Origin of the sequence: Frankia sp. AvcI1, assembly GCF_001420875.1 — a bacterium.
In the GTDB taxonomy this organism is placed as follows: Bacteria; Actinomycetota; Actinomycetes; order Frankiales; family Frankiaceae; genus Frankia; species Frankia alni.
The window spans coordinates 29635-42061 of the sequence record NZ_LJFZ01000017.1; the positions used below are offsets into that span (position 1 = coordinate 29635).

The window sequence follows — 12427 nt, forward strand, 5'->3', positions numbered from 1 at the left end:
GGCGAGCATGTGAGCACGGTAGGCAGGCGCCCGCGGCCGCTCGGCACGGGGGTCCGGCGTGGTCGTGGCACCGAGCCGGTGGGTAGCCAGAACNCCGAATCGTCACCCGCTCGGCGCGAGCGGCCGCGAGTGTCGCCCGGCGCCGGTAGCCTCGGGACAGTGGGTTGCGCCGCGGCGCCCGCACATACGGAGGATCCGGAAATGATCACCTCTGCGGAGGCTGTCCGAGACGTGGCAGTGCGCGCGAAGGCGGCGGCGGCCCTGCTGGCCCCGGTCAGCCGCGGCGAGAAGGACCGGGTGCTGCTCGCGATGGCCGAGGCGCTCCTGGCCCGGTCCGCGGGGATTCTCGCGGCCAACGCCGAGGACGTCGCGGCGGCAAGGGCGGCGGGAACGCCCGGTGCCATGGTCGACCGGCTCACCCTCACCGAGGCCCGCCTGGCGGGCATGGCCGACGGTCTGCGTCAGGTCGCCACGCTGGACGACCCGGTCGGCGAGGTCGTGCGCGGGCGGGTGCTGCCCAACGGCATGGAGCTGCGGCAGGTCCGCGTCCCGCTCGGCGTCGTGGGGATCATCTACGAGGCGCGACCGAACGTCACCGTCGATGCCGCGGGCCTGTGTCTCAAAAGCGGCAACGCGGTGCTGCTGCGCGGCAGCGCCTCCGCGGTGCGGTCCAACACCGCTCTGGTGGAGGTCCTGCGCGACGTCGCCGCGGCGGGCGGTCTGCCGGCCGACGTGGTCCAGCTCGTCCCCGGCCTCGACCACGATTCCGTCAAGCACCTGATGCGGCTGCGGGGTCTCGTCGACGTGCTCATCCCCCGCGGCGGAGCCGGGCTCATCCGGGCGGTGGTGGAGGAGTCGACCGTGCCGGTGATCGAGACCGGGGTCGGCAACTGCCACGTCTACGTCGACGTCGACGCCGATCTCGACCAGGCGCTCGCGATCACCGTCAACGCCAAGACCCACCGGGTCTCGGTCTGCAACGCGGCGGAGACGCTGCTGGTGCACCGTGGGGTGGCGCAGCGGTTCCTGCCGCGGGTGCTGGCCGCGCTGCACGACGCCGGCGTCGCCGTGCACGGCGACGAGGCCGTGTGCGCGGTGGACCCGCGTGCCGTGCCCGCCACCGACGACGACTGGGCGGCCGAGTACCTGTCGCTCGACATGGCCGTGCGCGTCGTGGACTCGCTCGACGACGCGGTGGCGCACATCCGCCGGTGGGGCAGTGGGCACACCGAGGCGATCGTCACCCGCTCGCTCGGCGCGTCCCGGCGCTTCATCACGAGCTGCGACTCGGCCGCGGTGATGGTGAACGCCTCGACCCGGTTCACCGACGGGGAGCGGTTCGGCATGGGCGCCGAGATCGGCATCTCCACCCAGAAGCTGCACGCGCGGGGGCCGATGGGCCTGCCCGAGCTGACCTCGACGACGTGGGTCGGCGTCGGCGACGGTCATCTCGTGAGCTNAGGCGATCCCGGCGGCGGCCGGGGGTGCTGCGGCCCCGGTGCGCACGCACGGTATCGCCCGTCAGGGCCGGACCAAAGCCGCGGGCGGGGCGTAGTCGCCCGTCTGGGGCTTCATCCTGGCACTATGGACGTGGCGATGCTTGACACGGGGACGGAAGGTGGCCATGTCGCTTCAGGAACACGCTTTCGCCGACGTCGCGGACGTGCGGGAACGCCTCCGCGGGACCGGATACCTCGCGGACGAGGCGATCGCCACCACGGTCTTCCTTGCCGACCGGCTGCGTAAGCCGCTGCTCGTGGAGGGCCCCGCGGGGGTCGGCAAGACCGAACTCGCCAAGGCCCTGGCCACCTCCGTCGGTGCCGAGCTGATCCGCCTGCAGTGCTACGAGGGCCTCGACGAGGCCCGCGCCCTGTACGAATGGAACTACAAGAAGCAGCTGCTGCGCATCCAGGCCGGTTCCGGCGACGGCGGCACGGAGGGCTGGCAGCAGGCCCACGACGACATCTTCAGCGAGGAGTTCCTGCTCTCCCGGCCATTGCTGACGGCGATCCGTCGCGAGGAGCCGACGGTGCTGCTCATCGACGAGACCGACAAGGCCGACGTCGAGGTGGAGGGCCTGCTGCTGGAGGTGCTGTCGGACTTCCAGGTGACGATTCCCGAGCTCGGGACGATCAGCGCGACCCAGCGCCCGTTCGTCATCCTCACCTCGAACGCGACCCGGGAGCTGTCCGAGGCGCTCAAGCGGCGCTGCCTCTACCTGAACCTGGACTATCCCTCGGCCGAGCGGGAGAAGGAGATCGTGCTCTCCCGGGTCCCGGAGCTNCCGGAGCAGCTCGCCGAGTCGCTGGTTCGGATCGTGCGCGCGCTGCGCGCGATGGAGCTGAAGAAGGCACCGTCCATCGCCGAGACCATCGACTGGGCGCAGACGGTGCTCGCGCTCGGGTTCGACACCTTCGACGAGGCGGCCGTCGCCTCCACCCTCGGCGTGGTGCTCAAGCACGCCAGCGACCAGGCCCGCGCCATCGGCCACCTCAAGCTCACCGCGAACTAAGGGGGCGCCGGCATGAACCTGCTGGACCGCACCGTCGAGTTCACCGCCGCCCTGCGCCGGGCCGGCGTCCCGGTCAGCAGCGCCGAGACGGTGGACGCGGCCCGCGCCGTCGGGGCCCTCGGCTGGGCCGACCGCGACGGCGTGCGGGCGTCGTTCGCCGCGACCCTGTGCAAACGACCGGTGTACCGGCCCGCCTTCGACACCCTGTTCGACCTGTACTTCCCGCCGCGCATCGGTGACGGCGTCTCGCTGGACGACCTCGCTGACGACCCGGCGGCCGCCGGCGACGGCGCGGCCGGCGACGGCGAGCCGGATCCCGGCGACCTGACGCCGGAGGAGCTCGAGGCGCTGCGCCAGGCGCTGCGCGACAAGCTGCTCGACGCCCTGCGCGACGGCGACGACGAGGCGCTGCGTCAGCTCGCCCGCCAGGCGGTGAGCGCGTTCGGGTCGGCACGGGGCAGCGCCGGGCGCTCCTGGTTCCTGTACCGGGTGCTGCGCGCGATGTCCGCGGAGACGCTCATCTCCGACCTGCTCTCGGCGCTGCTGGGCGAGCAGGAACGCGGGGGCCTCGCCGAACGGGCCGCCCGGCAGACCATCACCGACCGGATCCGCGAGTTCGAGGAGCTGGTGGGCGCGGAGGTGCGCCGCCGGATGGCCGAGGAGCGCGGCATCGAGGCCGTCGAGCGCAGCGCGGTCAAGCCGCTCAGCGACCAGGTCGAGTTCCTGCGCGCCTCCCAGCGTGACCTCGTCGAGCTGCGCCGGCAGGTTCACCCGCTCGCCCGCCGCCTCGCGACCCGGCTGACCGCGCGGCGCCGCCTCGGCCGCACCGNCCGGCTGGACTTCCGGCGCACCGTCCGCGCCTCGCTGGCCACCGGTGGCGTGCCGGTCGACACCAAGCACCGTCCGCACAAGCCGCACAAGCCCGAGCTCGTCGTGCTGTGCGACGTCTCCGGTTCGGTCGCGTCGTTCGCCCACTTCACCCTGATGCTGACCCACGCGCTGCGCGAGCAGTTCTCCAAGGTTCGCGCGTTCGCCTTCATCGACACCACCGACGAGGTGACCCGCTTCCTGCGCGGCCTCGACCTCGGCGACATGATGGCGCGGATCTCCGGCGAGGCCGACCTGGTCTGGTTTGANGGGCACAGCGACTACGGCCACGCCATCGAGGTCTTCGCCGAGAAGTACCCGGAGGCGGTGGGCCCGAAGACGTCGCTGCTCATCCTCGGCGACGCGCGCAACAACTACCGGCCGACGTCGGCGACGGTGTTCCGGCGGCTGTGCGCGCAGGCCCGGCACTCCTACTGGCTCAACCCGGAGCCGCGCACCTACTGGGGCTCCGGCGACTCGGCGACCGACGTCTACGCCGAGCTGGTCGACGAGATGGTCGAGTGCCGCAACATCGACCAGCTCCAGGTCTTCATCGAGCGCCTCCTGCCCTCCTGACCCGTTAGCCCCGGCTGTCGCCGTCGAGGTCCCGGCTGCTTATCCAGAGGGATAAATCGGGCGCGGAACCCTCTGGATAAGCAGAGCCCGACGCGGCGGCCGTCCCGCGGCGCGGTTCGGCGGCCGGTCGGGGCCGGACCGGGGTCAGTCGGCGGGGACGGGTGCGATGCCGCCGACGGGGCCCGTGGGGGTCGCGGTGGCCGGCATGACGGCGCCGGGGACGCCGGCGACACCCACGCCGCCGGCGGGCGCCGCGTCGGTGCGTTGGCGCGGGACGCGGCCCGTCCCCGGGTTCGTCCAGGCGGGCCGGCGCCGTTGCACCGGCCGTTCGACGAGGTAGTACGACGCGCTCGCCAGACCCATGCTGATGACGAGCGCCACGCCCGCCGCGGGCACCCGCCCGACCCGGGGCATCAGCTTGTCCAGGGCCGTCCCGGTGACCGGGAAGTGCCACAAGTAGAAGCTGTAGGAGATCCGGCCGATCCAGCTCATCACCCGGGTGCTGAGGAAACCGGCGAGCCAGGCGGGGCGCTGCTGGTCCGCGGCGAGGACCGCGACGGCGGCGACCGCGGCGACCGCCGTGTAGCCCCCGTAGGCCAGCCAGTTCGGCCGGCCGTGCAGGTCCGGGCCGAACACGAACAGGGCGACCAGGGCCATCAGCGCCGCCGGTCCCAGCCGGGCGACGTCGCGCAGGATCGCCGCCTGGCGGGGGCCGCGGGAGCTCCAGCCCAGCGCCGGGGGCGCGACGGCCTGATGCCGCCACACCCCGAGCAGGCAGCCGACCAGCAACGAGTCGACGCGACCGTCGGGCCCGAAGTAGATGCGCAGGTTCTCCTGACCGTCCACGATGAGGATCTCCCGCCAGATCACCACCAGCAGGATCGCGCCGATCAGCAGGGTCGGCAGCCGTCGCCGCAGCCGAGAACGGCCGCAGATCACCACCAGCGCCAGCGGCCAGAGCAGGTAGAACTGCTCCTCCATGGACAGCGTCCAGGTGTGGCCGAACCACGAGTCGCCGCCGGGTGGGTCGAACGTCCGCTGGATGTTCGCCACGTAGAACACCGAGGCCAGCCCGTTCCAGAGGAACTGGACCTGGTCGCTGTGGCTCTTGAGCAGCAGTACCAGCGGCACGCCGACGACGGCGAAGACGTAGAAGGCGGGTAGCAGCCGGAAGGCGCGCCGTCCCCAGAAGGCGCGCAGCGAGATCCGGCCGGTGCGGTCGCGTTCGGCGAGCAGCAGGCCGGTGATGAGAAAGCCGCTGAGGACGAGGAACAGGTCGACGCCCAGGTACCCGCCCGGCAGCAGGCCCATGTGATGGACGAAGACGGCCANCACGGCGATCGCCCGCAGCCCGTCGAGGGCGGGGTTGTGCGGCTTCGCCGTGGCGGGCGGTAAGGCGGTGGAGGCTTCGTCCCCCGTACCGGGCGGGGCCGCGGAGGTGTTGTCCGGCGGGGCGTTCTCGGGTGTGGGCGTCATGGTCTCCCCCCAAGGATCCACACGGCGAGTGCGCTGAGCACCGTTGCACGGTAGTCGTCCGCGGAGGGGGAGCGCGGTCACCTTTGCCGGATCGGTACCGGATGAGGTCCTGGCGGGCCGACCTCGGGGGCCTTGGCGGGCATTAGCGGTCCCGCCGGGATCCTGGGGGTCCCGCCGGGGTCCTGGGGGTGGAGCCGGGTCACCCGCGAAGGAGGGCGGCGTCCACGATCGCCTGGGCCTGTGTGATCACCTCCTCGAGGTGCTCCGGCCCGCGGAAGCTCTCCGCGTAGATCTTGTAGACGTCCTCGGTGCCGGACGGGCGGGCCGCGAACCAGGCGTCGGCGGTGACGNCCTTCNCCCCGCCGATCGCCGCGCCGTTGCCGGGCGCCTGTGCGAGCGCGGCGGTCACCGGGGAACCGGCCAGCGTGGTCGCGGCCAGGCTCGCCGGGGTGAGGGCGGCCAGGATCTTCTTCTGCGCCGCCGTGGCGGGCGCGTCGACCCGCCGGTACGCCGGCGCGCCGTGCAGCTCGGTCAGCTCCTGGTAGAGCGCCCCGGGATCGCGGCCGGTCACCGCCGTCATCTCCGCGGCGAGCAGGCAGGCGATGAGGCCGTCCTTGTCCGTCGTCCACACCCCGCCGCCGCGGCGCAGGAACGACGCGCCCGCGCTCTCCTCCCCGCCGAAGCCGAGGGTGCCGTCGGTGAGGCCGTCGACGAACCACTTGAAGCCGACCGGTACCTCGACGACGGCGCGGCCGATGCCCGCACCGACCCGGTCGATCATGCTGGAGCTCNCCAGGGTCTTGCCGATCGCCGTGCCCGCGGGCCAACCGGTGCGGTGGCCGAACAGGTAGGCGATCGCCGCGGACAGGTAGTGGTTCGGGTTCAGCAGCCCGGCGCCGGGGGTGACGATGCCGTGCCGGTCGGCGTCGGCGTCGTTGGCCACCGCCACGTCGAAGGAGCCGGCGTGGCGCAGCAGGGAGGCCATCGCGTAGGGCGACGACGGGTCCATCCGGATCTTGCCGTCCCAGTCCGTCGTCATGAACGAGAAGGTCGGATCGACGGTGGTGTTGACCACGTCCAGATCGAGCTTGTACCGCTCGGCGAGGGCCTNCCAGTAGACCAGGCTCGCGCCGCCGAGCGGATCGACGCCGATGCGGACGCCGGCGGCGCGGATCGCGTCGAGGTCGACGACGTCGCCCAGGTCGGCGACGTACGCGCCGACGTAGTCGTGCACCGCCGCGGCCGCCCGCGCCTGCGCGTAGGGCACCCGGGCGACGCCGGCGAGACCCGCTTCGAGCAGCGCGTTCGCCCGGTCCTGGATGACCTTGGTGACGGCGGTGTCGGCCGGTCCGCCGTGGGTCGGGTTGTACTTGAAGCCGCCGTCGGCCGGCGGGTTGTGCGACGGCGTCACCACGATCCCGTCGGCGAGCCCGCGCCCGGACGCCCCGCCCGCCGCGGTGGCGCCACGGTCACGGTTGTGCCCCAGGATGGCGTGCGAGATCACCGGGGTCGGCGTCGCCTCGCCGTCCGGCGCGATGCGCACTGCCACGCCGTTCGCGACGAGCACCTCCAGGGCGCTGGCCAGCGCGGGGGCGGACAGGGCGTGGGTGTCGATCCCGAGGAACAGCGGGCCGTCGACCCCCGCCGCGGCCCGGAAGTCGCAGATCGCCTGGGTGGTGGCGAGGATGTGGTCGGCGTTGAAGGAGCCGCGCAGCGCCGATCCGCGGTGCCCGGAGGTCCCGAACGACACCCGCTGAGCGGGGTCCGCGGGATCGGGATGGACGTCCTGGTACGCGGCGAGCAGAGCGTCGACGTCGATGAGGTCCTCGGGGGCGGCGGGCTGGCCCGCGCGTGGGCTGATCGGCATGGGCGGCGCCTCCTCGCGGTGGGACGGGGGTGGCCGGCGGCCTGCCGTCAGCCTAGTCGGGTCGTCCCCCGCGGGGCTGGTTCGTCCCAGGCTCGACTGCGGTGCGCTGTGCACGCTCCGGGCCCCAGAACCGGGCACAGCGCACCGCACCTCTGGTGGGGGGCTTTGTGGGACATCTCCCGTCCGGCCCGGCGCCGCGCGCGTGTGCCGGGCCTGCGGCGTTACTGTCGGCGTCGTGCGTCTCGGCGTGATGGGTGGGACCTTCGATCCCGTCCACAACGGGCACCTCNTCGCCGCGAGCGAGGTGGCCGCCCTGTTCGACCTCGACGAGGTCGTCTTCGTGCCGAGCGGGCAGCCCTGGCAGAAGGTCCACCGCGTGGTCTCGGACCCCGAGGACCGCTACCTGATGACGTTCCTCGCCACCGCGGAGAACCCGCAGTTCACCGTCAGCCGGGTCGAGATCGACCGGGGTGGGGCGACCTACACCATCGACACCCTGCGCGATCTGCGCGGAGCCCGACCGGACGACGAGCTGTTCTTCATCACCGGCGCCGACGCCCTCGCCCAGATCTTCACCTGGCGGGACCATCGTGAGCTGTTCGAGCTGGCGCACTTCGTCGGCGTCAGCCGCCCCGGCTACCAGCTCGCCCTGGACGCCGCGCTGCCGGCGAACTCGGTGAGCCTGCTGGAGGTGCCGGCGCTGGCGATCTCGTCCTCCGACATCCGTCAGCGGGTCGGCCGCGGCGCCCCGATCTGGTACCTCACGCCGGACGGCGTGGTGCGCTACATCGCCAAGCGGCACCTCTACCAGTCGAGGGCCTGACGACGGCCTGACGACGGCCCCGACGCTCCGGTGCACCCACCGGTGCCCGGCCGGTAGATGCCAACGACGACGAAGGCCGTCGGCCTGACGCGGTGCGGGACCGTCCCGAACCGTGGTGGTCCGGCAATATCACGATTTTCGGNCCGTCGCCGGCCTGATGGCTGCCCTGACCGGGCGGGGATGTGTCACGCTGGACTAAGCCGCCCGACCCCGGGCGGCGCGCGGGGCGACCGGTGGTGGCCGTCCCGCGGACGTCGCCACCCTGGAGACCCTCAGCGTGACCGCTTCCCCGCGAGCCGTCGAACTTGCCCTCGCCGCTGCCCAGGCGGCGGCCGACAAGCTCGGCCACGACCTGCTCATCCTCGACGTGAGTGAGCGGCTGGCCATCACCGACTGCTTCGTCATCGCCTCCGCGGGCAACGAGCGGCAGGTCAAGGGCATCGTCGACGAGGTGGAGGAGAAGCTGCGCCGGCTCGGGGCCAAGCCCGTCCGGCGCGAGGGAGAGCGAGAGGGCCACTGGGTCCTNCTCGACTTCGNCGACGTCGTCGTGNACGTCCAGCGCGACGAAGAGCGCGTCTTCTACGCCCTGGAACGGCTGTGGAAGGACTGCCCGGTGATTCCGTTCACCGACGCGACCGTCGGGGTCGCGGCCGGGGCGGGAACCTCGGCGGCCGGGGCCTCCTCGGCGTCCGGCCCGCTCGGTGGCGGCCCGGCGAACGCCCTGTGAGGCTGCTGCTCTGGCGGCACGGTCGGACCACCTGGAACGACGTCGGCCGCTTCCAGGGGCATGCGGATCCGCCCCTGGACGCCACCGGCCGGGCCCAGGTCGCCGCCGTGGCCCCGATCATCCGGGCGATGCGTNCGGAGTTGGTCGTCTCGTCCGATCTGCAGCGCTGTCGGGACACCGCGGCCGGGCTCGACCTGCCGTTTCGCTCCGACGCACGCCTGCGCGAAATCGATCTCGGGTTGTGGTCCGGACTCACCGGTGCCGAGGCGGCCGACCGCTTCCCCGAGGAGGACCGGGCCTGGCGCCGGGGCGACGACGTCCGCCGCGGCGGCGGTGAGACCTACCGCGAGGTCGCCCGGCGCGCCGGGGAGGTCTTCGACGAGATCCGCGCCGAAGGGCAGCCGTCCGGGCCGGCGGGTCTCGTCGTGTTCGTGCTGCACGGCGGCACGGCGCGCTCGCTGATCGGCCACGTGCTCGGCCTGCCGCCGGAGCTGTGGTGGCACTTCGGGCCGCTGGCGAACTGCCGGTGGTCGGTCCTGCGCCAGGTCGAGGGCGGGTACCGGCTCGCCGAGCACAACGCGGGTCCGCTGCTGACTGGTAAGGTCGGCGTCGCCGGATCGGGTCTGTCCGAGTCCCTCCTGCCGAGCCAGGGGGCCCCGACGGAGTCCGACACGGAGCCTGTACACTTGCCGAAGTAGCCCACCAGGCGCGGCGGTATCGGTGCCAGGGGGGCAACACACCGAGGTCCACTCGGTCTGATATAAATGAACAGCAGTTGGGGCTGTGGCGCAGTCTGGTAGCGCATCACACTGGCAGTGTGAGGGTCAGGGGTTCGAATCCCCTCAGCTCCACGAGACTTTGGGCGTCTTGTTTTCTCCCTTTCTGGGGAGAAACAGGGCGCCTCTTTATTTTGTCGGGGGGGCCGAGCCCCCCCGAAACCCCCCCACGAACTTGCCCGTGGGTGGGGTGAGTGGGGGTGGGTGACCTTTCGCGCTTGGGGCGAGAAGAGGGTGCGGCGGTGGACGAGCCGGCACCGGGCGTCACTCTCCAGAGCCTGCGCCGGCGGCGGGGCCTGACCCAGGAAGCACGTGCGGAAAGCGGCCGACCTCGGTGTCTCCACGATTCGTGAGACTGAACAGGGCGGAAGTGCCCGGATCGAAACGCTTCACGTCCTACGCCGGACAGCCCTCGGGTGAGGTGCGGGAGGCAGACCTGCGCGGCGGCACTGTCGGAAGCCGATCGCCTTTACCACGCTGACGGCGCCGAGGCTGTCGCGGCAGTGTTCCCGCGACAGCCGGCAGGGCCGGCTCGCCGGACACGGAATACGCAACAACTGGTGTGACTCTTCCCAGCGGCCAAGCAGTCATGATCGCGGGTGACGCGCGGGGTGTGCTGAGACTCGCGGAGACAGTCCCACAGCCCCGTACCAGCCGATTTCGGTCCGACAACCTGAGTCGTCACAGCCGACTCCTGGACATTTCGGCGTACATTTCCTGATCGCCCCCGTGGAGTTCGACGCCGGTAGGCCGCGCGCCAGCGAACCCCGGGGAACGACCGCTGCGCGCGAGGACAGGCGACTGGGAAACTACAACAGCTTACCTAAAGTATCCATATGGATGCCCTAAGCTACGGAGCGGTCGAAAGATCGGCCATGCTGTAGGCCTTCCTAAGGAAACCCATGGTGACTACCCGCCTCCCAGGCGCCATCCACCGCGCTACCACCCACCGAGCCACAACCCACCGCAAGACCGCCCGATCCCGGTACACCAAGACCCTCACCGTCGTCGGCGCGACAACCATCCTGATCGGGCTGGTCGGCGCCACGGGTGCCCACGCGGCCACCCCGACGGTCAACCTCGGCACCGCCGCCGGCTACGCGACTCTCGCTGGGTCCACGATCACGAACACCGGCATCACCACCGTCGACGGCGATCTCGGGCTCAGTCCGGGCACCGCGGTCACCGGATTCCCGCCCGGCCGGGTAACCGGCACCGTTCACGCCGCCGACAGCGCCGCGATCCAGGCCAAGAACGACCTCGCTGCCGCCTACGACGCCGCCGCGGCGACCCCCACCACCGCCACGATTCCCGTGGAACTCGGCGGGACCACTGAAACCCCCGGTGTGTACGATTCCCCGGCCGGCACGTTCGGCATCACCGGAACCCTGACCCTCGATGCCCAGGGCGACCCGAACGCCGTCTTCATCTTCAAGGCCGCGTCCACCCTGATAACCGCATCCGCCAGCAATGTGACCCTCCTCAACGGCGCCCAGTCATCCAACGTCTTCTGGGTGGTCGGCAGCTCCGCGACCCTTGGCACCTACTCCATTCTCAGGGGCACCGTCCTCGCCCTCACCTCCATCACCGTCACCACCGGCGTGACCGTGGACGGCCGCATTCTGGCCCGCAACGGCNCAGTCACCCTCGACACCGACACGATCACCCGCCCGGTCGGCGTCCAGGGCCCCGTCAGCACCACCACCGGCCTCGTCTCCACCCGCAACCCTGCCCCGACGGCGCAGCCCGTCACCTTCACCGCCACCGTCGTGGCCGGCACCGGCACAACCGTCCCCACCGGCCTCGTCGCGTTCGTCGACGGGCCCGCGCTTCGCAACGTCGCCACCCTCGACAACACCGGCCACGCGGCGTTCACCGCCCCCCTCACCGCAGGCCTACACCGGATCAAGGCGATCTACATCGGTACCACCGGTTTCACCGCCAGCGTCTCACCGACCCTCTACGAGCTCGTCGGCTTCTGACCTCCGATTCCGCCCTGAGAGTGCACAGGGCCCCCGGCCGTGTTTCACGGTCGGGGGCCCTGCGGCATTCCGGGGCTGCTGTCACCGGAGGTCGCAGGGGAAAGACCGAATACTCCTGCCGTTCGCCCGGAGAGCCCGAGATCCTCCCGTCTGCGCTGGGCGGAGAAACGGGTCGTCTTCATTGTTGTGTGTGGGGCTGAGCTCCCCGAACCCCGAGGGCGGGTCCCCGGGGATGCGGGTGGCGTGGGTCAGGTGGGCTGGTCGTCGTGTTTGCCGGGCGGGTGGNGCCGGGCGGGGTGGTGGGCGAAGTAGACGCCGGGCGGGACGCCGATCGTGCGGCGGAAGGCGGCGACGAAGGCGCTCGGGGTCGCATAGCCGGCGCGGCGGGCGGCGGTGCTGATCGGACACGGCGAGATGGTCGAGGAGTTCGCGCAGCAGCGGCCCGACGGCGACCACCGTCGCCGACGACCAGGGGATCGGGCAGCGCGTGGGCAGGAAGTACGGACTGCGCATCCAGGCGTCGTCCGCGCTGCGTGTCAGGTGGGCCAGCCCGGCGGGGATCCACAGGGCGAGCGTCGGCGGCAGGAACCACGCCTCCGCCTCGACCTGGACCGTCAGCACCCCGCGACGCGCCCAGACCAGTTGATGGACGAGATGGCGATGCTGGNCGAATCGGTGCCTCGGCGACATCTGAAAGTCCGCGATCGCGACGGCACCAGGGCCGCCGCCGTGAAGCCGGCCGTCGGTGATCCCGGGAAGGTGACCGCTGCTCCACATACATTGGCAGGCTAGTGGATGGCCGTCGCGAACGGGCGGATCTA

The 12427-nt window shown here is 71.9% G+C and carries 7 protein-coding genes, 1 tRNA gene and 10 pseudogenes; 13 read left to right on the forward strand and 5 right to left on the reverse strand.

Annotation, left to right across the window (positions count from 1 at the left end; genetic code table 11):
- Positions 1–201: 201 nt before the first annotated feature.
- The 6 genes and pseudogenes from UK94_RS17930 to UK94_RS56585 form a co-directional block, all read left to right on the forward strand.
- Positions 202–1459, forward strand: a 1258-nt coding sequence (locus UK94_RS17930) for a glutamate-5-semialdehyde dehydrogenase (protein ID WP_041939022.1), incomplete at its 3' end; no start/stop codon positions are given.
- Between the two features lie 165 nt (positions 1460–1624).
- The coding region (locus tag UK94_RS17935; protein WP_235488474.1) for a MoxR family ATPase at positions 1625–2283 on the forward strand (659 nt) is incomplete at its 3' end.
- A 1-nt stretch (position 2284) separates the two neighbouring features.
- A pseudogene (locus tag UK94_RS56570) lies at positions 2285–2512 on the forward strand (MoxR family ATPase); the annotation flags it as partial.
- A 12-nt stretch (positions 2513–2524) separates the two neighbouring features.
- A pseudogene (locus tag UK94_RS76205) lies at positions 2525–3341 on the forward strand (hypothetical protein); the annotation flags it as partial.
- Position 3342: 1 nt separating this feature from the next.
- Positions 3343–3648 (forward strand): annotated as a pseudogene (locus UK94_RS56580) (VWA domain-containing protein); the annotation flags it as partial.
- A 1-nt stretch (position 3649) separates the two neighbouring features.
- Positions 3650–3955: pseudogene (locus UK94_RS56585) on the forward strand (VWA domain-containing protein); the annotation flags it as partial.
- A gap of 144 nt (positions 3956–4099) precedes the next feature.
- On the opposite strand, the gene UK94_RS17945 reads toward UK94_RS56585, so the two are convergent.
- From UK94_RS17945 to UK94_RS56605, 5 genes and pseudogenes are all read right to left on the reverse strand, one after another.
- Positions 4100–5266, reverse strand: a complete 1167-nt coding sequence (locus UK94_RS17945; protein WP_235488550.1) for an acyltransferase — start codon at positions 5264–5266, stop codon at positions 4100–4102.
- A 364-nt stretch (positions 5267–5630) separates the two neighbouring features.
- The coding region (locus tag UK94_RS56590; protein ID WP_235488551.1) for a hypothetical protein at positions 5631–5781 on the reverse strand (151 nt) is incomplete at its 5' end.
- Between the two features lie 7 nt (positions 5782–5788).
- Positions 5789–6222, reverse strand: a pseudogene (locus UK94_RS56595) (phosphoglucomutase, alpha-D-glucose phosphate-specific); the annotation flags it as partial.
- A gap of 1 nt (position 6223) precedes the next feature.
- Positions 6224–6541 (reverse strand): annotated as a pseudogene (locus UK94_RS56600) (phosphoglucomutase, alpha-D-glucose phosphate-specific); the annotation flags it as partial.
- A 1-nt stretch (position 6542) separates the two neighbouring features.
- Positions 6543–7298, reverse strand: a pseudogene (locus UK94_RS56605) (phosphoglucomutase, alpha-D-glucose phosphate-specific); the annotation flags it as partial.
- Between the two features lie 290 nt (positions 7299–7588).
- On the opposite strand from UK94_RS56605, the pseudogene nadD reads away from it, so the two are divergent.
- The 7 genes and pseudogenes from nadD to UK94_RS17975 form a co-directional block, all read left to right on the forward strand.
- Positions 7589–8121 (forward strand): annotated as a pseudogene (gene nadD, locus UK94_RS17955) (nicotinate-nucleotide adenylyltransferase); the annotation flags it as partial.
- 277 nt (positions 8122–8398) lie between these two features.
- Positions 8399–8646: ribosome silencing factor (gene rsfS / locus UK94_RS56610; RefSeq protein ID WP_235488476.1), on the forward strand; the 248-nt coding region annotated here is incomplete at its 3' end.
- A gap of 26 nt (positions 8647–8672) precedes the next feature.
- A pseudogene (locus UK94_RS56615) lies at positions 8673–8848 on the forward strand (ribosome silencing factor); the annotation flags it as partial.
- Positions 8845–8982 (forward strand): histidine phosphatase family protein (locus UK94_RS56620; protein ID WP_235488554.1); only part of this gene is annotated, 138 nt, incomplete at its 3' end. The pseudogene UK94_RS56615 and the gene UK94_RS56620, both read left to right, overlap by 4 nt.
- Position 8983: 1 nt before the next feature.
- Positions 8984–9546: pseudogene (locus UK94_RS17965) on the forward strand (histidine phosphatase family protein); the annotation flags it as partial.
- Between the two features lie 79 nt (positions 9547–9625).
- Positions 9626–9699, forward strand: a tRNA-Ala gene (locus tag UK94_RS17970).
- Positions 9700–10529: 830 nt separating this feature from the next.
- The coding region (locus tag UK94_RS17975) for an ice-binding family protein (RefSeq protein WP_235488479.1) at positions 10530–11261 on the forward strand (732 nt) is incomplete at its 3' end.
- Positions 11262–12427: the final 1166 nt, after the last annotated feature.